This is a genomic window from Leptospira chreensis (assembly GCF_016919165.1).
Taxonomy (GTDB): domain Bacteria; phylum Spirochaetota; class Leptospiria; order Leptospirales; family Leptospiraceae; genus Leptospira_A; species Leptospira_A chreensis.
The window spans coordinates 74,053-99,030 of sequence record NZ_JAFFPS010000011.1; the positions used below are offsets into that span (position 1 = coordinate 74,053).

General features: G+C 40.6%; 20 protein-coding genes. 12 read left to right on the forward strand and 8 right to left on the reverse strand.

The annotated features are described in order from the left end of the window. Positions 1-19: 19 nt before the first annotated feature. Positions 20-1,024, reverse strand: coding sequence for an MBL fold metallo-hydrolase (locus tag JWG41_RS04345; RefSeq protein WP_232373671.1), 1,005 nt, complete (start codon positions 1,022-1,024; stop codon positions 20-22). Positions 1,025-1,132: 108 nt separating this feature from the next. Between JWG41_RS04345 and JWG41_RS04350 the strand changes: the two genes are divergently transcribed. The 5 genes from JWG41_RS04350 (at position 1,133) to JWG41_RS04370 (ending at position 5,700) form a co-directional block, all read left to right on the forward strand. Then, complete coding sequence (locus JWG41_RS04350; protein WP_205268719.1) at positions 1,133-1,534, forward strand: hypothetical protein; 402 nt, start codon at positions 1,133-1,135, stop codon at positions 1,532-1,534. A 30-nt stretch (positions 1,535-1,564) separates the two neighbouring features. After that, on the forward strand, positions 1,565-2,341 hold the full coding sequence (locus JWG41_RS04355; RefSeq protein ID WP_205268720.1) for a YdcF family protein: 777 nt from the start codon (positions 1,565-1,567) through the stop codon (positions 2,339-2,341). A 99-nt stretch (positions 2,342-2,440) separates the two neighbouring features. Then, positions 2,441-2,833, forward strand: coding sequence for a cytochrome c maturation protein CcmE domain-containing protein (locus JWG41_RS04360; RefSeq protein ID WP_205268721.1), 393 nt, complete (start codon positions 2,441-2,443; stop codon positions 2,831-2,833). Next, positions 2,830-5,028, forward strand: a complete 2,199-nt coding sequence (locus JWG41_RS04365) for a heme lyase CcmF/NrfE family subunit (protein WP_205268722.1) — start codon at positions 2,830-2,832, stop codon at positions 5,026-5,028. The genes JWG41_RS04360 and JWG41_RS04365 overlap by 4 nt, the downstream gene beginning before the upstream one ends. A gap of 111 nt (positions 5,029-5,139) precedes the next feature. Continuing rightward, positions 5,140-5,700 (forward strand): cytochrome c-type biogenesis protein CcmH, encoded by a 561-nt coding sequence (locus JWG41_RS04370; RefSeq protein ID WP_408611731.1) that lies wholly within the window; start codon positions 5,140-5,142, stop codon positions 5,698-5,700. 128 nt (positions 5,701-5,828) lie between these two features. Here JWG41_RS04370 and JWG41_RS04375 read toward each other — a convergent pair whose 3' ends face one another. Continuing rightward, positions 5,829-6,986 (reverse strand): aminotransferase class I/II-fold pyridoxal phosphate-dependent enzyme, encoded by a 1,158-nt coding sequence (locus tag JWG41_RS04375; protein ID WP_205268724.1) that lies wholly within the window; start codon positions 6,984-6,986, stop codon positions 5,829-5,831. Between the two features lie 74 nt (positions 6,987-7,060). On the opposite strand from JWG41_RS04375, the gene JWG41_RS04380 reads away from it, so the two are divergent. Both JWG41_RS04380 and JWG41_RS04385 read left to right on the forward strand, forming a co-directional pair. Continuing rightward, complete coding sequence (locus tag JWG41_RS04380) at positions 7,061-7,816, forward strand: SIR2 family NAD-dependent protein deacylase (RefSeq protein WP_205268725.1); 756 nt, start codon at positions 7,061-7,063, stop codon at positions 7,814-7,816. Positions 7,817-7,849: 33 nt separating this feature from the next. Next, entirely contained in the window at positions 7,850-8,206 is a 357-nt protein-coding gene (locus tag JWG41_RS04385) for a DMT family protein (protein ID WP_205268726.1), read from the forward strand. Here JWG41_RS04385 and JWG41_RS04390 read toward each other — a convergent pair. The 4 genes from JWG41_RS04390 to JWG41_RS04405 all read right to left on the reverse strand — a co-directional run bounded on the left by JWG41_RS04390 (position 8,192) and on the right by JWG41_RS04405 (position 13,549). Further along, entirely contained in the window at positions 8,192-8,869 is a 678-nt protein-coding gene (locus JWG41_RS04390) for a phosphopantothenoylcysteine decarboxylase domain-containing protein (RefSeq protein WP_205268727.1), read from the reverse strand. The genes JWG41_RS04385 and JWG41_RS04390 overlap by 15 nt on opposite strands. Further along, the gene (locus JWG41_RS04395; RefSeq protein WP_205268728.1) at positions 8,866-9,396 is read right to left on the reverse strand and encodes a phosphopantothenoylcysteine decarboxylase; all 531 of its coding nucleotides are present in this window, start codon (positions 9,394-9,396) and stop codon (positions 8,866-8,868) included. Before JWG41_RS04395 ends, JWG41_RS04390 begins: the two co-directional genes overlap by 4 nt. Beyond that, positions 9,397-10,767 (reverse strand): hemolysin family protein, encoded by a 1,371-nt coding sequence (locus JWG41_RS04400; RefSeq protein WP_205268729.1) that lies wholly within the window; start codon positions 10,765-10,767, stop codon positions 9,397-9,399. It lies immediately after the preceding gene. A gap of 172 nt (positions 10,768-10,939) precedes the next feature. After that, positions 10,940-13,549 (reverse strand): hypothetical protein, encoded by a 2,610-nt coding sequence (locus tag JWG41_RS04405; protein ID WP_205268753.1) that lies wholly within the window; start codon positions 13,547-13,549, stop codon positions 10,940-10,942. Between the two features lie 56 nt (positions 13,550-13,605). Between JWG41_RS04405 and JWG41_RS04410 the strand changes: the two genes are divergently transcribed. The 3 genes from JWG41_RS04410 to JWG41_RS04420 all read left to right on the forward strand — a co-directional run bounded on the left by JWG41_RS04410 (position 13,606) and on the right by JWG41_RS04420 (position 19,667). Beyond that, positions 13,606-17,100 (forward strand): PAS domain-containing hybrid sensor histidine kinase/response regulator, encoded by a 3,495-nt coding sequence (locus tag JWG41_RS04410; RefSeq protein WP_205268730.1) that lies wholly within the window; start codon positions 13,606-13,608, stop codon positions 17,098-17,100. Positions 17,101-17,236: 136 nt separating this feature from the next. Continuing rightward, on the forward strand, positions 17,237-18,172 hold the full coding sequence (locus JWG41_RS04415; RefSeq protein ID WP_205268731.1) for a family 2A encapsulin nanocompartment shell protein: 936 nt from the start codon (positions 17,237-17,239) through the stop codon (positions 18,170-18,172). Further along, a complete protein-coding gene (locus tag JWG41_RS04420) occupies positions 18,159-19,667 on the forward strand; it encodes a family 2A encapsulin nanocompartment cargo protein cysteine desulfurase (protein WP_205268732.1) in 1,509 nt (502 codons plus the stop codon). Before JWG41_RS04415 ends, JWG41_RS04420 begins: the two co-directional genes overlap by 14 nt. Position 19,668: 1 nt before the next feature. Here JWG41_RS04420 and epsC read toward each other — a convergent pair whose 3' ends face one another. Continuing rightward, positions 19,669-20,535: a serine O-acetyltransferase EpsC gene (gene epsC, locus JWG41_RS04425; protein WP_205268733.1), complete on the reverse strand. Its 867-nt coding sequence runs from the start codon at positions 20,533-20,535 to the stop codon at positions 19,669-19,671. A 142-nt stretch (positions 20,536-20,677) separates the two neighbouring features. Here epsC and JWG41_RS04430 point away from each other — a divergent pair, with 142 nt between their 5' ends. Continuing rightward, entirely contained in the window at positions 20,678-22,555 is a 1,878-nt protein-coding gene (locus tag JWG41_RS04430) for an ABC-F family ATP-binding cassette domain-containing protein (RefSeq protein WP_205268734.1), read from the forward strand. Then, positions 22,552-24,309, forward strand: coding sequence for a PP2C family protein-serine/threonine phosphatase (locus tag JWG41_RS04435; RefSeq protein WP_205268735.1), 1,758 nt, complete (start codon positions 22,552-22,554; stop codon positions 24,307-24,309). Before JWG41_RS04430 ends, JWG41_RS04435 begins: the two co-directional genes overlap by 4 nt. Here the strand turns inward: JWG41_RS04435 and JWG41_RS04440 are convergent. Then, on the reverse strand, positions 24,306-24,977 hold the full coding sequence (locus tag JWG41_RS04440; protein WP_205268736.1) for a hypothetical protein: 672 nt from the start codon (positions 24,975-24,977) through the stop codon (positions 24,306-24,308). The two genes, JWG41_RS04435 and JWG41_RS04440, sit on opposite strands and share 4 nt — an antisense overlap. Position 24,978: the final 1 nt, after the last annotated feature.

The following is a 24,978-nucleotide window of genomic DNA, read 5'->3' on the forward strand; positions in this document are numbered from 1 at the left end:
AAATAGAAACCTCGTGGAACTAAAAAAACCGAGATTCTCCAATTTTTAAAGGAACGAATTGTCCTTCGGAGATTCCCGATCGTTTTAGCTCCTCTTTGGTGCGGGGCACAGGAGAATCCAAGGGTTCATCCGAGAGAACAAAGGTCATATAGTGCATCGGAACCAAATACTTGGCCTTCAGATCAACAAAAGCTTTCACGGTTTCTTTGGGATCTACATGTACGGGTTCCATCATCCAACGAGGTTCTGTCGCTCCCACAGGCAAAATCGCCACATCCACCGGTCCCAATCGTTCCGAGATTTCACGAAAATGGGTATAATATCCCGTGTCTCCCCCAAAGTAAACCTTCTCTTTTTTGCCCGAAATGAAGTAACTTCCCCAGAGAGTTTCATTCCGATCGAGTAAACCTCGTCCACTAAAGTGCTGGGTAGGAGTGAAAGTGATGGATAAATCATTTGTTTTTGTTTCATCCCACCAATCCATTTCCTTTACATTTTTCAATCCTTCACCTAACAGCAATTTTTTGTTCCCAAGTCCAGTCAGAACCAGTGGATGAAACTTCTCTTCGAGTTGCCTTAAAGTCGGGAGATCAGTATGATCATAGTGGTTATGCGAGAGAATTACGATATCGATCTTGGGAAGGTCTTCGATTTTGATTCCGGGAGGAGTATAACGTTTTGGACCAATAAAACTAACGGGGGAACACCTTTCGCTCCAGATGGGATCGGACAGAATGTTCACTCCATCCACTTGAATGAGGGTTGTCGCATGTCCAATCCAAGTTACAGAAAGTTTAGATGTATTGGCTTTGAGCTCCGATCCGTCATTCCCTACCACGGGAAAGGGAGGATAGTCGGCCGGATCCAAACTATTCGGCAATTGAAATCGTTGGAATTGCCAAACGATGACATTCCAAAACCCTTTGGTTTCAAAGTTAGGGTTTGGATTTTTGAATCCGTTTTCTGTGTGGTGAGATTTACGAACACTAGCATCCGCAAAACAGGACAAAGTAAATAAGACCAAAAAAGAACTTAGGTATAGGGACTTCACGAGGATTAGACCAAAACAAACTTCGTATGTTGGGAATTTTCGATTGCGTTTTTTAGAAATCGGAACGATCCTTCTTATACTATGTTTAGGTTTGAAGAGACAAAAGATCTGATGATTGCCTATGCAAAATGGCGAGATACGGTGGATCGCACGGAAGGAAGCGAAACTGTATTTGGAGCCAATGCCGAAGTTTCGGAAATTTCCCGGGATCTTCGCGAAGACGCCGAGTTCGAACTCAGAATTCTCATCCAAGATTTAAAAAAACAAAATCCATCCGCCATCAAAGAATGGGTAGAAATCACCAAACAGTCTTTAAACAAAATAGAAACCTCCATTCCCGAAGAACAAATCCAACAGCGTAAACAAATTGCACGGGATTGGAAGTATTCACGTTCACCCTTAGGAGTCTCTGTGCGTTACCCGCACCCTTCACAATATTGGGGAAGTGGGATTGGGGTTCTCGGACCTGATTTAGACTGGTAAGATTCACATGACCCAAGAATCCTATTCTCAATGGATTCAATCTTCTTTACACTTTCCAAACTCGGCACCATCCTACTCTACCCCCTTCCAATTTTTTTCCTTTTGGCTTTATTACTCCTACTGAAAACCAAACCAGGACATGGAAAGTTTCGCCTTTTCCAAATCATTTTATTTCTGTATCTCACATCTAACGCCTATGTTGCGAACTTCCTCATCCATTCTTTGGAAAAAGACTTTCCACCCGTAGCCATCTCCGATGTTCCCCCATCAGACGTAGCCATCGTGTTAGGTGGTATGATCCAAACCATATCTGCACATCCCGGAAGACCGGAACTCACAGACTCCGCCGATCGTTTGACAGATGCCATCCGACTCTATAAAGCAGGGAAAGTAAAAAAGATTTTGTTTACTGGGGGATCGGGACTTCTATTTGCAAATGCTTACAAAGAAGCAGACCTAGCCAAAGAATTGTTTTTAGGACTGGGAGTTCCCGAAAAAGATTTAATTTGGGAAAACCAGTCTCGGAACACTTATGAAAATGCTGTTGAAACCAAGAAACTCCTCGTGGAAAAAAAATTAGAATCCGCGATTCTTATCACCTCTGCCTTTCATATGAAACGCGCCACAGGATGTTTCGAAAAACAAAACATTCACTTTATTGCTTATCCCACAGACTACCGCGCAAACAATCTAGATTCTGGGGCTTTTGAGCTCTATATTCCCTCGGCAGGGTTTTTAGAACAAACCACACTCGGTATCAAAGAATGGGTGGGGTATTTTGTGTATCGTTCCAAAGGGTATTTATAACGATTCTAAATCTGCTCTTTTTTAAGACCTTTTTGTTTGACCGAAACCTGCAATCAGAGAGGCTAGAGGAAAGACGGGAATCCGTCTAAAGAATGGATTATGAATCGTAAGTTTTTAACTCTTTTATTTCTCATTGGACTCTCACTCGGCGGGATCGCTTATTTCTCCTCGCAGGAAACTTCTTATCTTCTTTTGGATGCATCGGAACTTGCTGCAAACCAAACCAAATACTCGGACCAAAACCTTCGTGTGCGCGGATTTGTGCGAGTGGGGAGCCTTGTCCGAGAAGGAAAAAAAGCCAAATTTGATTTAGAACTCAATGATCAAATCATTCCTGTTCATTTTACAGGAGCCACTCTTTTGCCAGACGCTTTCAAAGAAGGGGCAAGAGCCCGAGTGGATGGAAAGTTAGATCATGGTGTTCTTATCGCAAGCCATGTGGAAGCAAAATGTGCTTCTAAATACGAAGCGGGTTACGCTGAGGAACAATGAACAATTTAGGAACCATCCTTCTCGCATCTTCTCTCGCCATTTTAGTTTTTTCCGCATTACAAACCATCTACGGAATTTATAAACAAGAACGAAAAGCCATTGAACTTGGCCGACTTGCCTTAATGACAAATCCATTTGTCATTGTACTCACCTTTGCCGTTTTACTCACTCAACTTGTAAGATCTGACTATAGCAACTATTATGTGGTCATGCATTCCAGCGAACACCTACCATTGTTCTATAAAATGACATCCATTTGGTCGGGTTCGTCAGGAAGTTTGTTATTCTGGAATTTGATTCTCAGTGTATTCACCTTCATCGTGTTATGGCAAACTCGTAAGTCCATCGAGGATCGAATTCCTATGATGAATCTTATTCTAGCAGTTCTCTCTGGATTTTTTTCCTTTCTCGCTGTATTTTATGGAGATGCCCAACCATTTCGTGAGTTTGTTCCGGAAGCGGCTGCCGGTCGAGGACTCAATCCCCTACTCCAACATTGGGCGATGATCATCCATCCTCCGATCCTTTATGTTGGTTATGTCAGTATTTCGATTCCTTTTGCCATTGCAATGTCGGCCCTTGTATCGGGACAACTTTCTGAAGATTGGATGAAGTTCATCCGCAAATGGACTTTGTTTTCTTGGTTCTTTCTCGGAACAGGAATTTTACTCGGATCAAAGTGGGCCTATGAAGAGTTAGGTTGGGGTGGATACTGGGCTTGGGATCCGGTAGAAAATGCATCTCTTATGCCATGGCTTCTCACTAGTGCCTTTGTCCATTCGGTGGTAATCCAAGAACGCAGAGGGATGTTAAAGTTCTGGAATATGTTACTTGTGATTCTTGCTTTCCACTTTAGTTTGCTTGGAACTTGGATCACTCGTTCTGGGGTTCTCGAAGGCCCTCATAGTTTTTCTAAATCAACCATTGGAACTCCTTTTATCATTTACATCATTGCCAGTTTTCTTTTCTTCACAGGGTTTGTGATTTATAGAAGAAAAAATCTCACTCCAGAAAGAAACTTAGAAGCCATCACTTCCAAAGAAGGAAGTTTTCTTTTAAACAACTTCTTACTCGTGCTTTCTACCGCAGCGATCCTATTAGGTGTCTTCTCTCCCCTATTGTATGGAAAAGAATTCAAAGCTCCTTGGTTTAACTCTTGGGGAGTTCCTGCAGGAATTTTTCTATTACTGCTTATGGGAGCAGCACCACTTCTTGCTTGGAGAAAAGGGGCAGGAGCCGTATTTTTTTCGACTCTACTCAAACCCTTTATCGCCGGGATCATTGGTGGGGGATTGTACATCCTATTCTATTCCCAAAACTTTACGAAACCAGACAGTAAGTATGGAGACGTACTCGCAGAAGTGTATTCTGTTCTCACCGTCGGTATTGGTATTTTTACGATCTCTGGAATCATCCAAGAGTATTATAGAGGAATCCGAGCGCGCCGCGAAGAGTTTAAAAACGAAAACCTGTTTGTGGCTGGATACCGGATGTTACTCAAAAACAAACGCCGGTATGGTGGGTATCTAGTCCACTTCTCTCTCGTTCTGATCTTTATTGGTTATGCAGGGAATGCATTTAAAATCAATACATCCGTCAGATTTTTTTATGAACTCCAACCACCTACCTCTGAAGAGATTGTTTATCAGTCCATAGACAAAGCAATGATTGGTGGGTATCAAATTGAAGCCTCCACTCTCAAACTCAAACCCGTCCTCATCTCAGGCCTTGGTGGAGAACCGAACATTCAAAATGTGATTGTTTCCCAAGAGGGAACTTACGCGATCTTTCGAGGAACAGACAAACTTTCAGAGCTCGTCACAGAACGTAGGTTTTATCCACAGATTTCTCACCTAACGGGAGATTTCGAAACACATATTCCTACAAGTGAACCTGCCATCCTTTCTATGGCAAAAGAAGATTTTTATATCCAACTCGGCGCCATTGAAACCTCAGATCTTAAATCAGAAAACCCGGACCTTCCTTTGATGTTTATGCAGTATTACTTCACACCAGGAAGCGAAATGGACAAACTCAAATTCTTTCTCAACTTTCCAAGACAGATTGTTGCCAATTTAGAAGTTTGGGTGAACCCACTGGTAAAACTCATTTGGGCCGGATCTCTTTTGTATTTCCTCACAGGAATCTTTTTGTTACTCCCTCTTGGAGAAAACAAAAAGAAGTCGGTAGGTTGATCTATGAATCTAGATTATTTTCTTCATAGACAAAACCAAATGACAAACATCGAAAGACCATCCACATTGCCAAAAAGTCCGATCTCAAATCGATTGCCATCAAAAGTATGGATGGTGATCTTCGGATTCGTTTTTCTATTACCGAGCCTTTTATTCGCACAAAAAACAACCACCAATCTGAAAGAAGAAACGCAAGTGCGAACCTTCTTAAAAGTAACAGAACAAATTCGATGTATTTGTTTGCCGAGCCTTCCCATCCAATCTTGTTCCTTCAATATGTGCGCGGCTTCAAGTTACCTCAAAACCTTTATTGAAAACCGAATCAAAGACGGAATGAAGGAAGAAGAAATCATATCCAAAATGGAAAATGGTTTTGGAGATTCTGTATTACAAGATCCCATTGTGGTGATGTTTCAGGAAAACGGAAACCAGGGAATGGTGGATTCCATTGTCTATGGATTTGGATCAAAAATTTTAGCACAACCAGATGGAACCTGGATCAACTTCACCTTACTGGCACTCGGTGTTTTGGGACTTTTTGGAATTTATAAATTTGGAACTAGAAAAAAGAAAGAAGGTTTCGATACAAACTCCAAACCAACAACTGATAACCTAAAGTCCACCACAGAAGAAATCAAAAACAAAATCCGTAAGTTCGAAGAAGAATCGTAAGGTCCGAGTCAAGCTTCGTTACTTAAAGCAATATATTTATAAATGAACCCAATATATTCATTTATAAAAAGTAGATTCCTTAAAAAAGGATTTAAAGATCCTATCTGTTGTTTGGTTCAAAAAATAAACTAGAGGGGATTCCACTTCTTTCGAACAAGAATCAGTTCTTCCACCAACCGATGGATATCCTCTAACTTTAATTTTGCGTTCAAACTAATCCGCAGACGCGGAGTGGATACTGTCGGGGGCCGAATGGCTCTCACATCCAAACCCTGGTCCTGCAAATATCCCGCATAAAATAAAGCCTCTTTCTCTGTTTCCAACAAAAGGGGAATGATATGGGATGTGGAATTAGTAATCACAAATCCATTTTCTTTGAGTGACTCTTTGAGTTTACTTGCAAGGGATAAAAGATTTTTCCTTTCTTTGTCCATAGAACCAAGCAACGAAAGGGCAAAAGAAGCAAGTTCCGATACCATAGGAAGAGGAGCGGTAGAAAAAATAAAAGACCGCATTACATTCACTAAGTGGTCGCGCCCGATCTTTTTGGTTACAATGATCCCGCCTTCCAAACCCAACGATTTTCCGAGAGTATATACCCGGTAATCAATGGACTGAATTTCAGAAAGGCTTAGGTCTTGGAAAACAAGTCCCTTCCCGCCCGCGCCATAGATCCCAAAAGCATGGGCTTCATCCAAAACGAGAACAAATCCAAATTCTTTCTTTAAGGAAAGTAAGATTTTTAAATCGGGAGAATCACCATCCATACTAAACAAAGATTCTGTCACAACGATTCGTTTTTTTTTGTTTTTAGGATCTTCTACATTAGCTTTTTCCAACAACGATCGTAAATGGTTTAGATCCAGATGGTTGTAGTATTTTTTTTGGGCACCAGAGATACGTATCCCGTCTAGAATGGAGGCATGGTTGAGGCGATCGGTAAACACATAACAGTCGGGAGCGGCAATGGAATCCAAAAGACCAAAGTTGGCAGTAAAACCAGTGGAGACAAGAAGAGCCGCCTCCCCTTCCACAAAACTGGCAAACTCTCTTTCAAACCGGTCCATAGATTCGGCATTTCCCCGAACCAAACGCGAAGCAGTGGATCCAAAAGGATAAATATCCTTTTTCGACTGGAAAAACTCCAACATACTCGAATTAGTTGCAAGCCCCATATAGTCGTTAGAACAAAAATCAATTCCTTGGTAGATACGAGTTTCCCTAAACAATTGTTTTTCATGAATCGAATCTAGTTTTTTTTGGACTTCTTCCCAATGATTTGCCATTGACTACCAGTTTTCCTACTCCAGAATTTTTTCCGATTTAATTTTTTACCTATTTTGTTAGAATGATCCCATAGATGAGCCTCCTCTCTCCCGATGTAATCCATCGAATCCGTTCTGCTAAGAATATCTTATTCCTTACGGGAGCAGGTATTTCTAGCGAAAGTGGGATTCCCACGTTTCGTGGAGAGGGCGGGTATTGGAAAACTTTTAAAGCAGAAGAACTAGCCACACCGGAAGCCTTTGCGAAACATCCAGAAGTGGTTTGGGAATGGTATGACTGGAGGCGAGGAATCTGTCGTGAAGCAAAACCCAACGATGGCCATCTAACAATTGCAAAATGGCAAACATCTTCTCCCACGGTAAACTTGATTACACAAAATGTGGATGGACTCCATCCGAGAGCCGGGAGCAGGAACCTTCTAGAAATTCATGGAAATATTTTCCGAGCCCGTTGTACAAACTGTCAGGCCAAATACCATCTGGAAGAAGATGGATTAGACAAGCCTGGTTTAAAGTATTGCACAGCTTGTGAATCTTTGTTACGGCCAGACATTGTTTGGTTTGGGGAAAGTTATGACAATCGGCTCCTGACAAAGGCTTGGGAACAAAGTAAAATTGCTCATGTGGTCTTTGTGATTGGAACCAGTGCCAATGTTTCGGTTCCGGCCAATTTGGCCCTGACAGCCATTCGGAACGGTGCCATTGGCATTGAGATCAATCCGGAAACCACAACACTTACCGCGTCCATACAACTTCATTTTGGTGGAAAGGCGGGAGAAATCCTTCCTGAAATTTATAAAGAAGTCTTTCCTGAATCAATATCTCAATAGAAAAGTAAATTCAAACCACCAAAAGAGACTTATATGATCACTATCGTTTTACTGATACTTTCCAATATCTTTATGACCTTTGCCTGGTATGGGCATTTAAAATTTGCCAAGTCCAGTCATATGTTTTATATCATTCTTTTTTCTTGGGGGATTGCCTTTTTTGAATATGTGCTTATGGTTCCGGCAAATCGGATTGGATATTCTGTTTATAAATTCGAAGGGTTCCAATTAAAGATCATCCAAGAAGTGATCACCATCTTTGTGTTCATTCTGTTCGCAACTCTCTTTCTCGGAGAAAAACTCAAATGGAATTATATCGTAAGTTTTGGACTGATTCTTCTTGCGGGATACTTTGCGTTTGGTTTTGGAAACAAATCAAACGGACACTAAAAATTGAACGAGCGCCTCTGCGATTTTTTCTTTTGGCAGGGGTCCAATTTCTTTTTCCAAACCATTGGCACTATAAATACGAACACTAGAATCCACTTCTCCAAACCCTTTGCCCGCACCCACATAATTTCCCACAATGAAGTTAAGGCCTTTTCTTGTTAGTTTGTCCTTTGCATACTTTTCTAATTCTCTAGTTTCAGCAGCAAATCCAACACGAATGGAATTCTCTATTTTCTGTTCGGTGACGAATTCAGTGACTTGTTGTAAAACATCGGGATTTTCTTCTAACTCGAGAAGAAGGCCTTTGGTTCCTTCTGAAGTTTTTTCTTTTTTGATTTTATGTTCTGCGGTCATGATGGGACGAAAATCAGCAGGAGCCGCTGCCATCACAAGCAAACTGTCTGCGGTAATTTCTGCTAGAACCGCATCTCGTAACTGCATGGTTGTTTCGACTTCGATATTTCGTTTAGCGCCTGCTACATTAGTATATCGTTCCAATGTGTTTCCATGGATGTAGACCACTTCGACAGGGTATAATAAAAAAGATTTTGCGATTTCATAACCCATTTTTCCAGATGAGGCATTGGAAATGTAACGTACAGGGTCAATCCATTCCCGAGTTGGGCCAGAAGTAACGATCACTCGTTTGAATTTTAAGTTCATGAATTTGAAATATGGAGTTTGATAATTTGTTCCGTGATGGATTCGACGGTTGCCAGTTTTCCGTATCCTTCATCACCACAAACAACGATGCCTTTGTCAGGAGAAACAATAGTCACACCATCCGATTCCAAAGTTTTTAAATTCCTTTGGACAGCGGGATGTAAATACATTCCCGGATTCATAGATGGTGCAACTAACACAGGAGAAGTGCAAGCTAGGTATGTGGATGTGACCAAATCGTCAGCAATCCCATTGGCCATTTTTCCAATGATATTGGCGGAAGCCGGAACCACGGCAAGTACCGAGGCAATGTTTTTGATTTCGATATGGGCCATACCGGTATCAAATTCATCCACACGAACTGGTTTTCCAGTTAGGGCTTCAAAGGTAATTTTTCCAACAAACTTTGTCGCGTTGGAAGTCATAATTACACGAACAGGATATCCTTGTTTGGTAAGTCCTCTTACCAAATCACAAGCTTTGTAAGAAGCAATAGATCCTGAAACAGCAATTACAATTTCTTTCATCTATCTGTCCTCGTAAGAAAGTTCCCGTTCCATTTCGGAATCATTGTCTTCTTCTAATTTAGGAGTAAACAAAATGGAGATGATTTTATTTCCTTCCATTTTTTTTACCTTAAGACTTCCTTTTTTGATTTGAACGATGCTACCTTCTTTAGGCATATCTTCGTTCTTTTCCATAAAATAACCAGCGATGGTTCGGACTTCTTCCATATCGGAAGGTTCTTCCCCTTCTAAGATACCAGATAAACTAGAAAGTTCAGTTTCTCCGTCGAGAGTGATGGCTTTTGTTTTTTTATTCGTTGAAGTTACATCCACTTCATCACTGTCTGTTTCATCTCGAATTTCACCAAAAAATTCTTCTATGATATCTTCTAAGGTAAGTAAACCAGAAACTCCACCATATTCATCAATGACAATTGCCATATGTTGTTTTTTCTCGCGAAGTTTTGTCATCACACGTTCAATGGACATAGATTCAGGAACTTTTACAAAGTCCTTCTCCATAATCACTGTGATTTTTTCTTTTTTGCCTTTGGCAGAAAGATGAGCTGCTTGCCATTTTAAATATTTCTGCACATGGACAATCCCCACAATCCGATCCAAAGTTTGGTCATAAACGGGGTAACGAGAAAAGTTATGTTCTGCAATGAGCGGAAGCATTTTATCAATCGTTGACTCATGAGGAATACCAATGATAGAAAGCCTATGTGTCATTACATCTTTGGCAGTGTGTTCGGAAAAATCAAAAGTCTTTTGGATGAGTTGCATCTCAGCATTGTCAATCCGACCTTGTTTCCTTTGTTCTTCGATGATGATCATGAGCTCTTCTGCCGAGTGCACATATTTATCACCTGTCCGTTGTAAGCGGAATAAAGTGAGAATCCCTCCCGCCAAACGATTCATAATGAATGTGACAGGAAAAAATAAATAGTAGAACAACCACATAGGAGCAGAAACTCCAAGGGCGATGGCTTCTGTATTTTGAATGGCAAGAGTTTTCGGAACCAACTCTCCCAAAATCACATGGAGTAAAGTGATGAGAGTGAAAGAAACGCCAATGGAAATACTATGGATGGTAACAAGATCCAACTCAATATGAAACATATGGAGGAATCCAGAGACAACACTTGCGAACAAGGCTTCCCCAATCCATCCAAGAAGTAGGCTTGCGACTGTGATTCCCACTTGGCAAACCGATAACATATCATCAATTTTAGAGACGGCCTTTTTAGTAATATGAGCCATAGCTCGGTTTTCTTTGACAAGCTCCTCTAGGCGAGAGGGGCGAATGGAAACCATGGCAAACTCAGCTGCTACGAAGAAACCATTGACAAAGACGAGGAGGAGGATGAGAAAGATGCCGATTATTTCCATAGAAACTCGAGCACCACTAAAGTATTATGATCAGGGTCCATTGGTATGAGGAATAGAATTAAGTATTTTGGACTGATCTCCCAGTGTCGCCTATAATTTTGGCCTATTTTTGCCAGAAATGAGAAAGGAACTGGAAGTTCGTCCAAAGAATTCTACGGACATTATGTCACCATTATTGTGCCGTTGCCTGGATCCAAACCCCATCTTCGCGGTAACGCGAGGGATCTGCAAGGCCCGAAACCGATCCTGCATCCAAAACAGGAAGGGTCGGAAGGTATGCGATCTTTTTTGTTCCCGATCGAAACCAAAAATGCAACCAATTGTAATGCCAAGAATAATCAGACCAAGATTTTCCAAGAACACGTTCGGTATAGACCACCATCCGAGGAACGGTTCGGTAATCGATCCTTCGAAATAATTTTAAAAATGGAATCTCTTCCAAGTTTCCAACATCCGATTTACAAGACCAAGAAAGATTGGCGACTGAATTCACCGAACTCGTGTTTGCTGGAAAGTCCCAAAGGTGTAATCTTTCCTTTTCTTTTAAAATACGAGAACCTTCAAAATAAGCCGTCTCCACAAGATTCATTCCCTTACCTTCCAAGGAACGCATATTGGACGGACATTTCCAAGAAAACACACCAGGCGTTTTCTGTGTGTCCGATTGCGGGAGAAGAGAAAAGAAAAATACGAACTGAGTCTCTTTCATTTCTTTTTTGAGAGAACGCATCAAACTCGCGCCCGATTCATTCAAATAGATTTGTACTGTTTCGTTTTCTTTTCCCGAATGAATCAGTTCTCGAACCGAGTCAATGGCATCGGAGGTATCTGGTCTTTGGGAACGAATCACCTTCCAACTCAGTTGGTTTCTTCTGGATTCTTTCGGATTGAAGGTAAAAAGATAAAACTCATCCTTATACGGTAACAAAAGTACGGTGGGAAGTTTTGCTGATTCTAAATTTTTTACGGACTCTTCTTCGTTTTTTCTCTGGAACTGGCTTTCTGTTTCCCGGCTATCTGCATAAGTGGAATCAAAAAACTTAGATTCGCGTGCTGTAGAAAAACCAGAGAGGTATTGGAATTGTTTGTCCACAAATTGGATTTGGAACAAAGAGTGGGGATTTCCTTTCTGAGAACGAATCCATTTAACGGAATTGTATTTGTAAATAGAGTCCAGAAGTCCCCAAACATCGTTGTCATCTCGCAAATGACTGAGTGCATATTCAAAAAACAAATCCGTCGAAAAAGCAAGTGGCCTGTAATTGCGAATATAATATAAATCTTCGTATACATTGTTTTGCAGGTAGTCGGCAACTCCATCTCGAATGTTTCCATTCACCGGACCCTTTTTACCAGAAGCCGTGTGGGCAAAAACAAATCCAAAGTTCCGAAGGAACTCTGCTGCATAAAAAGTATTTTCCTCATCCAAAATTCCCCGACTCTTTGTTAACTCAATCGTGGACTTACGAAATTCCTTTCGATATATTTGGTTGTAGCCTTGTAAGATGGTGGCCGCATATTCCAATCGCCTCCATTTTTTTTCTTGGGCCATGTAGATGATTTCATCTGTCATCCGAGAAGACAATTCAGGATTTTGATCCATTAACATCTGCGAAATTCTAAGTTTGGGCCAGATGTCCGCTTCCGTCAGTTTTTCTGGGTCTTGGATTTTTTGTAAGGCTTTGAGTGCAGCCTCAGGTCCACTGACTTTGTACAAAGATACGGAAATCAAATCTTTAACTCCCGTAATGGACATGGGTTCATTTAAAAAGGGATGATGGATGTCCGCCGACCAGTTGTTTAAATCCAACTTCAAATAGTATTCTAAAGATTTTTTGTAATCTTTCTGAAAATAAGCAAGTGCACCTAACTTTACATAGACTCGATTGAGGATCGATGCCTTCTTTCCTCTGGCTGACCTAAGAAAATTGAGCAATGATTCTTCGGCTCCCGAATAGTCCCCACCCAAGATTTGAAAAAATGCCATCCGTTCGTTGGAGTTTTCGCCAATCGATCCATCTGTGATTTTTTCCAAATCCATAATCATTTTCTGTAAATGGATTCCTTCCCTTACAAATCCTAAAAAGGAAAGTTTGGCGGGAAGATCTTCGTCAATTCGATCCAAAAGGGGAATCCATTCCAAATTGGGATCTTCAAAAAAAGGAGAACTGACTCGCATAATGTTCACAAAATGTTTATGCATGTCCTTCTCTTTCCCAGAAGGAAGGTCAATGTAGTACTGCAGACGGAATACACGGCATAAAGAATAGTACGGTTTGGTTTTTTGGCAGTCCATTCGGATCATGGACTTTTTTTCATCTTCTCCCGCTTGGAAAAGATTGGTTCGCATGTTTTTTGCTAGGTTGCGAAAGTAAGTGTTGGGCTCTTTTTGGATGTAATTGTCTAAAATTTTGATGGCTTGGACTTCTTCCCCTTGCGACTGTTTCCAGAGAGAAGTCAGCAAAAAATCGGCAAAGGCATATTCGCCTTTTTTGGTGCGTAGGTCATAGAGTATATTGGCAATACCCACTTTATCTTTTTTACGTAGGTAATACTCCCCTAACATGAGATAGTAGTCTATCTCTTGGATTTGGGACATCCCTTCCGGGTTTTTAAATCGGAATTCATCCCTTCCATTTAAGATTTCTTTTCCTTGAATGAGGAGTTTGGAAGAAGATCCCGACACCACCCAACCATGATTTCTTTGGGATTGGCCTAATAAATTTCCTGCCGGTAGTGCGGAAATACAACATAGAAAAATAGAAAGTGACAGGCGATTCATCATCGTATCCATTATTCTTTAGGATCAATCGTTTAGGTCAAGTGACATAACAATTCATGGCAGAAAGTTTCAACTACCAATCCATTGTGGAGAGTTTTGACGAATTTTTAATCTACGTAGACCCCTTTTTGGAAATCCAATTTTCCCGCACTTCTCCCAATCTCTATTTGCCACCTGAATCCATTTCCACGGGAAAACATATCAACGACCTACATATCATTCCCAGGGATGCCCTCATCCTGACTAACCTTTGCCAAGAAACTTTGGCAAGAAGGACTCCCTTCCAATTCACAACAAGCCTACTCGGAAACCCGTTTCGAATCTCAGGAAGGTATTTGGAATTCAAAAATACACCCGGAGTCATCCTACGCGGCGAACCTAACTTTAGCATCGAAAATGTAATTTTAGACAGTGGCCCTTACGTGATCTTTCGATTTAAATTTGATTCGGAATTTTTAACTACCTATGTATCTCCCAATGTTTCTCTCAACCTAGGTTATCAAACCGGTGATTTCAAAAAAGGAATGTTAAAACCGGAGGATCTTGTCCATCCCGATGATAAAGAAAAGGCAGACAAAGAAGAAAGAGAACAAATCAAAAACAAATCGCGGACTTACCAAAGAGAATACAGATATAAAAAACAAGACGGAACTTATATTTATGTTTCTGATTATAGTGTAGTCAGCTATTTCAGCTCCCTTCCTACCGAAAAAATTTCTTACCTCATCGACATTACAGAAAGGAAAGACAAAGAGTTAGAAATTTTAAAACAACGGGACGAACTAGCCAGGATCAAACTTCTTTTCGAAGAAACCAATGCGGCGGCAAACGTAGGAGCTTGGGATGTTGATTTAGTCAATCATACATTGTATTGGGCAAAAGAAACAAAACGAATTCACGAAGTCTCTGAGGATTATATCCCGGAATTAGATACTGCATTTGATTTTTATCCCATTGAGTCGGATCGGAAAATTTTATTATCCTCTTTTAAGGAAGCCGCCACCAACGGAACTTCTTATGATTTGGTTCTACAAATTAAAACAGTGACTGGAAAATTCAAATGGGTAAGAACCATTGGACATTCTGTATTTAAAGATGGGATATGCATTCGAGTTTTTGGAAGTTTCCAAGACATCACAAGAAGTGTACATTTAGATTTACAACGAGAAGAAGCACTAGCCAATTTAGAAACCATCCTTGATGCCACTACACACGTAACCATCATTGGAACGGATACAAATGGAATCATCACCCACTTCAATAAAGGTGCCGAATACCATTTACAATTCTCCTCAGAGGAAGTAGTTGGAAAAACTTCGCCAGAAATTTTTCACATTCCTGAAGAAATACAAGCACGAGCGAAAGTTCTTTCCAATAAATTCGGAGTCCCGATCTCTGGATTTGAAACTTTTATATACAAAGCAAAGTTAGGTGAATACGACTCCAACGAGTGGACTTATGTTCGTAAGGACAAAAGTAAATTTCCTGTCCAACTAGTTGCCACTGCCAGTAAAAATAAAAAAGGGGAAATTACCGGCTATTTAGGCATAGGGATCGATATATCGGCCCATAAGGCCACCGAAGAAGCGTTACGTGCCAGTGAAAGTCGTTGGCAATTTGCTCTAGAGGGTTCGGGAGATGGGATTTGGGATTGGAATTCCCAAACCAACAAAGTTTTCTTTTCCAACCAATGGAAAAATATGTTAGGGTATGCGGAAGATGAAATTGGGTCCGATGTATCGGAATGGGAATCAAGAGTCCATCCTGAAGACAAACCAAACTACTTTGCTGCTTTAGATAGACATTTTGATGGGGAAACCAGTGTTTACGTCAACGAACACCGGATGTTATGCAAAGACGGAACTTATAAATGGATTTTAGATCGTGGAAAAGTGGTGGAATGGACAGAAGATGGTAAACCCCTTCGAATGATCGGAACCCATACCGATACCACAGAACGGAAGTTACTCGAACAAGCTCTAATTGTGGCTCGTGAAAATGCAGAGAAAGCCTCCCAAGCAAAATCAGACTTTCTTGCCAATATGAGTCACGAAATTCGAACCCCACTCAATGGTGTGATTGGTTTTTCCGACCTTTTGATGCGAACGGACCTAAGCCAAGTGCAGAAAAAATATATGGAGACTGTATATCTTTCCGCCAATTCCCTACTCGATCTCATCAACGATATCCTAGACTTTTCAAAAATAGAATCGGGAAAGATGGAACTCTATAAGGAGAGGATCAACTTATACGATTTACTCCACCAAATTGCGGAAATTGTAAAACACAAAGCCTACGAAAAGGGACTGGAGCTCATTCTCAACATTTCACCAAAAGTTCCAAGAAACATATTTGTAGATTCTTTGCGACTCAGACAAATCCTTTTGAATTTAATTGGTAACGCTTTAAAGTTTACTCTAAAAGGGGAAATCCAAATTAAAATATCTGCTGAACCAAAAGAGAAAAACGAATACCTATTTCTTTTTGAAGTGATTGATACAGGAATTGGTATCAGTCCAGAAAACAAAGATAAAATTTTTGAAGTGTTTTCTCAAGCAGATACATCCACCACACGTCAGTTTGGTGGAACAGGCCTTGGATTATCAATCTCAAGCAAATTATTAAACTTATTTAATTCTAAAATGGAATTGGAATCGGAACGCGACAAAGGATCACGTTTCTTTTTCAAAATCCTCACCCTTGCCGACAACGAAAGAAATATAGAACCAGAACTGAACCAAATCAAAAAAGTAATGGCCCTAGATGACAACGAAACCAATTTATTTGTGATCGAAGAAATGTTATCACATAAAGGAATTCAGGTAGATAGCTTCCGATCTCCAAAAGAAGCTTTGGATATCATCGGTTCTGGAGTTTTTTATGATGTGGTCATAGCGGATTATAATATGCCCGAGATGAGTGGCCTTGATTTTATAGAAGAACTTTTAAAAACCGTAGACTCCAAACACTTCAAAAAACCATTTTTATCCCTCCACACTTCCTCCAATGAGGAAGGTATTTATGAAAGAGGAAAAAAACTGGGAGTTCAATCTGTCCTTTTAAAACCCATCCAAACCAATATCCTATATGAAAGTTTGGACAAACTGGTTTCTGGAAAAACCTACGAAGCCGAAAAGGCAAATTTCGAAACCGTAAAACCCATCCAAACCAATGAAAAAATTAAGGTAATGATTGTAGAGGACAATCCGGTCAACATGATGTTAACCAAAGCCATTGTTCAAAAATCCTTACCAGGTACTATCATCGTTGAAGCAGCAAACGGAGTTTTGGCGGTAGAAAATTTCATCCAAACAGAGCCACAATTAGTATTTATGGATGTCCAAATGCCAGAAATGAATGGATACGATGCCACAAAAGCCATTCGAAAACTAGAAAATGGAAAACTTGTGCCTATCATTGCCCTCACCGCAGGAACTCTGTCAGGTGAAGAAGAACGTTGTCTCAACTGTGGAATGAACGATTATATCTCAAAACCAGTCGTTTTAAAGACCATAGCCGAAAAGATGAAACACTGGCTCCAATTGCACTAGTCCGCCAATCTACTAGTCAATTTCTACAATATACAGCACAAAACTTCTCTCTATTTTCATCTAAGGGAACGATTCTCGTTTTCTGTACGCTCACCAAATCAGTCAATAAAGATCCATTTCAAAAAAGAGGTCATTTATGGCAGAACAAACCCAACACGCTTTGGGAGATTTAGCCGCACGCCAACTGGCAAATACGGTAAAAACGAATGCACAATACAGTGCGATCACCCCACGTTTCCTAGTCAGATTACTTGACTGGAAACCGTTAGAGGCAGGTGTTCTTCGTGTCAACCGAGTCAAATCCAATACACAAGTTGATGTACTTTGTGGACAAAAGGGAGAACAAGAACTTCCAGAAACATTTGTTAACTACGAAGAAAAACCACGTGAATACACCCTCAGTTTAATCTCTACTATCCTTGATGTACAAACCAGAGTTTCTGATTTATACAGCTCTCCACATGAACAAATTAACGAACAACTTCGTTTGGCGATTGAAAGTGTAAAAGAAAAACAAGAACTCGAGTTAATCAATAACGAAGATTACGGACTACTTAAAAATGTTCCGGCTCACCAAAGAATTAATACAAGAAAAGGGCCACCTACTCCAGATGATTTAGATGATCTTATCACTAAAGTTTGGAAAGAACCTTCTTTCTTCTTAGCTCACCCACTCGCAATTGCTGCGTTCGGTCGTGAATGTACAAGAAGAGGAGTTCCACCGGCCACCGTTACTATGTTTGGTGCTCAATTCTTAACTTGGAGAGGACTTCCACTCATTCCTACCGACAAACTTCTTGTCAACGGAGAAACAAATCCAAAGTCAGCAGCAGGAACATCTAGTATCTTACTTCTTAGAGTCGGTGAGAAAAAACAAGGGGTAGTCGGTTTATTCCAATCCAATTTACCAGGCGAACAAACTCCAGGTCTCTCGGTTCGATTTATGGGAATTAACAGATCTGCAATTGGTTCGTATTTAATTTCCCTTTACTGCTCAGCAGCCATACTTACGGACGATGCCATTGCGGCACTAGACAACGTAGATGTGGGAAATTATTATGAATACAAATGATCCGAGTTTTCTAAAACTAAACCCGGATTCGTTTGCAAATGTTTCTCCTTCCGGTTTCCCTGATGAGAAAACACTCGAGAAATTGGCAAAGGAAATGTTTGGCGTTTTACAATCTTATGGTGGAAGTAACCTTCCCACCAATGGTTTGCCATCACCAAATATCCCTCAGGAGACATTACCCTACTTAGAAGATTTGAAATTAACGGATACTGGTTTTTCTTATTCCGATTTTCAGTCCTTCCCAATCACCAACATACCACAGTCAGGTGGTGGGAATCTCGCATCCGCAAGGAGAGATTTTCCTATCTTAACGGAAACTGTGAATGGGAAACCTCTGGTATGGCTCGATAATGCGGCAACCACTCAAAAACCAATCTCTGTGATTGAAAGGTTATCTCATTTTTACTTACATGAGAATTCCAATATCCATCGTGCAGCCCATACACTTGCTGCTAGATCCACCGACGCTTATGAAAAAGCAAGGTCTCTAGTCCAAGAGTTTATTGGTGCTGGGAGTGTAGAGGAAATTGTTTTTGTCAGAGGAACTACGGAGGGAATCAATCTCCTATCCAATATTATCTCCGACAAACACATCCAAGCCGGTGATGAAATTCTAATCACCCATTTGGAACACCACGCAAACATTGTTCCTTGGCAGATGGTCTGCGCGAAAAAAGGTGCAAAGTTAAAAGTGGCTCCTGTGGATGATTCTGGACAAATCATTCTTAGTGAATATGAACGTCTGTTAAACTCGAAAACAAAAATTGTTTCGATCACACAAGTTTCGAATGCACTGGGAACTGTGGTTCCGGTAGAAGAGATGACAAGGTCTGCTCATAAAGTAGGAGCCCTTGTGATTGTGGATGGAGCTCAGTCTGTATCCCATATGCCAGTAAACGTACAAGAGATCGATTGCGACTTCTTTGTGTTTAGTGGTCATAAACTCTTTGCACCGACCGGGATCGGCGTGGTTTACGGAAAAAAAGCCATCTTAGATAGCCTACCTCCATGGCAAGGTGGTGGGAACATGATCAAAGATGTCAATTTTGATCACACTACCTTTCAAGAAGCGCCGTTTCGATTTGAAGCAGGAACAGGGAACATCGCTGATGCGGTTGGACTTGGAGCTGCGATCGAATATCTGAACAGATTCGGAATGAAACAAATTTCAGCTTTCGAACACGATCTATTGGAATATGGCACCAAAGAACTGTTAAAGGTTCCAGGCCTCCGGTTGATTGGAACTGCCAAAGACAAAGCGGGCGTGTTATCCTTTGTGGTAGATGGATTCAAAACAGAAGAAATTGGAAAACGATTAGCGGAAGAAGGAATTGCTGTACGTGCCGGCCACCACTGTGCTCAACCCATTTTAAGAAGATTTGGATTGGAATCAACAGTAAGACCATCACTCGCGTTTTACAATTCTTGTGAAGACATTGATGCACTCATCCGAGTGTTGTACCAATTAGGGAGTCGGAATAGGTTAGGAATTTAGTTCAAATAGTGAAATCCAAACCTTGGACTTCATTAGAACTTCTGACTCGCACTTCTGACTTTTGATACACAACAGAATACGGAGGGATGCTTTGGGTAATCCAGGCATTTCCTCCGATGATCGACTGTTTGCCGATGACAGTTTCCCCACCGAGAATCGTTGCTCCCGCATAAATCACTACTCCCTCTTCGATCGTAGGATGGCGTTTTTGTTTCGCCAAAGACTTGTTTACCGATAGGGCTCCGAGAGTGACCCCTTGGTAAATTTTCACATTGTCCGCAATCTGAGTGGTTTCTCCAATCACAATCCCTGTTCCATGATCCATAAAAAAAGCTCTACCGATCTCTGCCCCAGGATGGATGTCAATTCCCGTGGCTTCGTGGGCCACACCAGATAAAAGTTTTGGAAAAATAGGGATTGAAGATTTGAAAAAATAATTAGCAACTCTATGTACAGCACCAGCGTAAAACCCAGAGTAGGCGAGGATCACTTCGTGGATACTTTCTGCCGCAGGATCTCCCAAAAAGGCAGCCTCGGCATCTTCCCACATCCATTGATACAAACCCGGAAGTTTGGCTACGAAGTTGTGTAGAATATCATCTAAGGCAACCACACGACCGAGCTCTTTATCCGCATAAGTAGCATAAGGTTCTAAAAGATTTTTCCAACGGATTCGAAAGAGTTCCAACTGGTCCATGATTTGGTCTTTGGAAGTAAAGTTACGTTCGGAATGGTATCCAGAAAATAGAATGGAAAACAATTCTTCTAAAAAGCGGCTTGCCACTTGTTTTCCACCCACTACGGATTCCGGGATGGATTGGCGATTTAGTATGGAAGTATATAATTCATCTTGTCCGTTTGATAACATATACCTACTAACTGGGATTGTGAAAATGCGAGAATTCGCAAAATAGACAGGAGACCAAAAACCAAATCAAAGTTGATAAATCAGATGTACATTCATGTCAAAATATTGAATGAGATTGTCCGATTGACCCCATTTCCATCTCATGGACATTGTGCTAGTCTCTGTTTCCAAACTTTCCAAAACCATCGGCGAAAAAAAACTCTTTCAAAACCTTGATTTCTCTATCAGTGAAGGAGAAAAACTCGCCATTGTTGGTATCAATGGATCTGGTAAATCCACCCTACTACGAGCCATCCTCGGCAAAGAAGAAACGGACTCCGGCCAAATCATCAAAAACAATAATCTTAAAATCTCCATCTTGGACCAAAATCCGGTCTTTGATCAGAACGAAACCATCCTCGATCATATCTACAAAGGTGATAACAAACTAGTCAAAACCATTCGCCGTTATGAAGACATTTGCGAGAGAATGAGTGAAGGTGTGGATGGACTCGATGATGAGTTTACAGAGATTTCTCAAGAGATGGACAGACTGTCCGCTTGGGATTACGAACAACAAGTTAAATCCATATTAAAAGAGTTAGGTGTTGAGAAGTTAGAAAGAAAGATGTCTGAATTGTCAGGAGGAATGCTTAAAAAAGTTGAACTGGCAAAATCTCTCATCGATGAAAGTAACTTACTGATTTTAGATGAACCCACAAACCATTTGGATGTAAAATCCATTTTATGGTTAGAAGATTATCTAGCAGGTCTTGACAAAGCCATCATTCTCATAACCCATGATAGATATTTCTTAGATCGTATTGTGAATAAAATTTTGGAACTCGATCGGGGTAGTCATTTTCTATATGAAGGGAACTATTCTATTTATTTGGAGCGCAAAGTAGAAAGAGAAGAAACCCTTCAAAAACAAGAAGATAAAATCAAACAATTTTTGAAACAAGAAGTGAAGTGGTTGAAACGTCAACCGAAAGCTCGTTCCACAAAACAAAAAGCACGGATTGAACGTGCCGGTGAACTCCAAAACCGAGAAAAACGCGAAGAACAAAAAGATTTAGAACTGAGTGTCGCGGCCAAACGCCAAGGGAAAACCATTTTAGAAATTCATAATCTGAAAAAAGGGATCGCAGACAAACTACTCATCAATGACTTTACTTATACTTTTAAAGCCAAAGAAAGACTCGGAGTGATTGGACCCAATGGAATTGGGAAATCCACACTCCTCAATCTAATGGCAGGTCGCATTACACCTGATAGTGGGTACATCAAACCAGGGATGAACACTAAGGTAGGTTATTTTGACCAAACCAGTTCCGAACTTCCACTGGATCGGAATGTTCTCGATTATATCAAAGATGTTGCCGGTGAAATGATTGAAACAGAATCGGGAGAAAAAATCTCTGCGGCAAAGATGTTGGAAAGGTTTCTCTTTGATGGGAAATTACAATATACACCGATCGCCAAACTCTCTGGAGGCGAAAGGCGCAGACTTTTTCTCGTGCAAATCCTGATGACTGGTCCAAACTTTCTGATCTTAGATGAACCAACCAATGATTTAGACATTCAAACACTGTCTGTTTTGGAATCCTTCTTGGATGAATTTCCAGGAACCGTTGTGATCGTATCGCACGATCGTTATTTTTTAGACCGAACCGCAGAAAGCCTACTGATCTTCCGAAAAGAGGGAAAACTAGACCATTACATTGGAACCTTCTCTTCCTTTTTAGAAACCGATACTTTGGAATTAGAAAGTGAACCAAGTTCCCCAAAACAGGTTGTAGTTCCAGAAGTGACAGTCGGAGCGGGGAAACCACAGAAATCCAAACAAGACCAAAAGAAACTCTCCAAATTAGAATCAGAGATAGCCAAGTTAGAGTCCACAAAAGTAGAATTAGAAAAGAAATTGAGTACATTCGTAAATGATCATACGGAACTACAGAAAATAACTGAAGAAATCCAAAAGATAGAGACGGAAATTCTTTACAAAATGGAGGAATGGGAAATGCTTCATTCCGAATGAAGACTGTCCTTTATACGCGAATTTTTATTTGGACACCCATCATTTTTATTGGGTACTTCATCTCAGCACAAATTGGTTTTAAAATTGCCTTCTTAAATAGCCAAGTTTCTCCCGTTTGGCCCCCAGAAGGTGTGGGTCTTGCTTCTCTTTTACTTCTCGGTCCCGTTGCCTTACCTGGAATTTATCTGGGAGCAACCTTAGCTAATTTTTTTAATAACCCACATTTACCAACAGCATTCATCATAGGAATTGGAAATACACTCAGTAGTTATATCAACTATCGAATCATCCAAAGAGTGTCTGAAAAAACAGATCCCATTTACTCTACTAAAAACTTAATTTATTTCTTAAGTATTGGAACCATTCCTGGATCGTTTATTAGCACAGTAATGGGTGTCACCAGTTTATGGTATTGGGATTTTTTATCCACAGAACTTTATTTCAATGTGTTCTTTACTTGGTTTTCGGGAGAGATGTTGGGATTTCTCATTGTTGCTCCCCTACTCTATGTTTGGTTCCATCCGAAAGCTAAACTAAAGTTGGAACTTCGTAAACAAATCGAACTACTGCTTTGGATCATTTTGGTGTATATATCGGGAACCATTGCTTTTAGTGATGAGTGGCCCCTTCTCTTTTTACCCATTCCTTTTGTCATTGTCACAAGCATTCGTTTTCGCCAGTTTGGTGCCACACTTGCAACCGTGGTATTAGCATTCACAGCTGTTTCTCTTACCATCGAAGGGAAAGGGGTTTTTGCGAGAAGAGATGAAACAGGACTTTCGATCAACGACTCCCTAATCTTTTTGGATGCCTTTTTGTTTTGTATCAGTGGGATTGCTTACTTTTTGGTGACAGCAACCAGAGAAAGAGAAAGGGCACAACTCGCTTCTTTAAAATCCTTACAAGTTCTGAATGAACTAAAAGAAAAAGCCAACGAGGAACTAGAAAAAAAAGTTTTAGAAAGAACTGCCGTCATTGAAGAACAAAGAAGCGAAATCGAAAAACAATTGGATATGGCCAAACGGATCCAGGAATCTCTTTTCCCTCAAAAGGAAGTTTTTCCCGAAGGTGTGGAAATTCTTTTTAAAAACATTCCTATGATGAAAGTGGGAGGAGATTTGTATGATATTGTTTGGAGACCCGAAAAACTAGAGTTAGGTGTTTTTATTTGCGATGTTTCTGGTCACGGAATTCCTGCGGCCCTACTCAGTGCCCTTGTCAAAACCTCCCTCGATAAATGGAAGGAAGACCCTTCCGACCTAAAAGAAAATTTAGAATCGATTCGAAACCAAATCATTCCCAATCTTCGGGAACATTTTGTAACCGCCAGTTTACTCCATCTCCATACAGATTCTGGGGCACTGACATTTGCCAGGGCCGGCCACTTTCCTCTTTTTATCATCCGAAAGTCGGGAGCCCTTGTGAGTTTGAAACCTATGGGAAGGATCATCACACCTATTTTTGCCATCCTTGCAGAAGAAGAGAAATTCCAATTGGAAACAGGAGATTTGATTGTGATGTTGACCGATGGCCTAACAGAAGCTAGGGCACCTGAGTCCTTTCAAATGTTTGGGGAAGAAAGACTCCTGCATTTGATTCGAGAGATGCGAAGCCTTCCTTTAATTGAAATTCGAGACCAAGTCTTCCAATCCGTAATCCAACTTTCGGGAGGGATCACTGCCATCCAAGATGATTTGACCTTTGGCCTCATTCGTTATACAGGAAGTGTAGACCAAAAGGCCGAGGCCCTCTAGTTACTTGATTCTTTAGGCAAATCCAAATAGATCTGGTCAATTGCTTCTTGGAAACCACGTAAATACAATGTAGAGAAAATACTCGGTTCGTGGGACAAATTTCCATAGTCTCTCATTTCGAATAGAAACGGAACAGGTAAATACCAAGGGCTAAAATAACGAGTTCCGGAATGGGTGCTTACTTTTTCAGAGACCAGACTATTTTTATGATATAACTTTACCGTAACATCCAAAGCGACTTTTTGTTTGCAAGGGACAATACAGAAAGTAAGCATTTGTAATAATTGCGTAAGATTACCTTCCTCCCAATTGCTTCGAGGTCGAGCTGCCGTAACAAAAAATACATAGTCTGTTTTTACATTTGTCAGTTGGAAATCTTTATCATCGATATTGTGAATGTAGATTTCTTTCCACTGATACCTAGACTTACCGACCTCTATTTGTTTATTTGCAAAATATTGAGTCACTGATTCTCCAAATAGCGGACCAACCTCTACCGAACCTGAATATTCTTTACGAACGTACATTCTGTTTTGATTTAGAATCGTAACAGAATCGCTGATTTTCCCTTTTGTGGAATCTTTTGGGATATTTCTTAAACCACGATCTAAATTAGCAAAGGAACAATGGAAACATAAACTGAATAAACTAAAATAAAAAAACTTCACG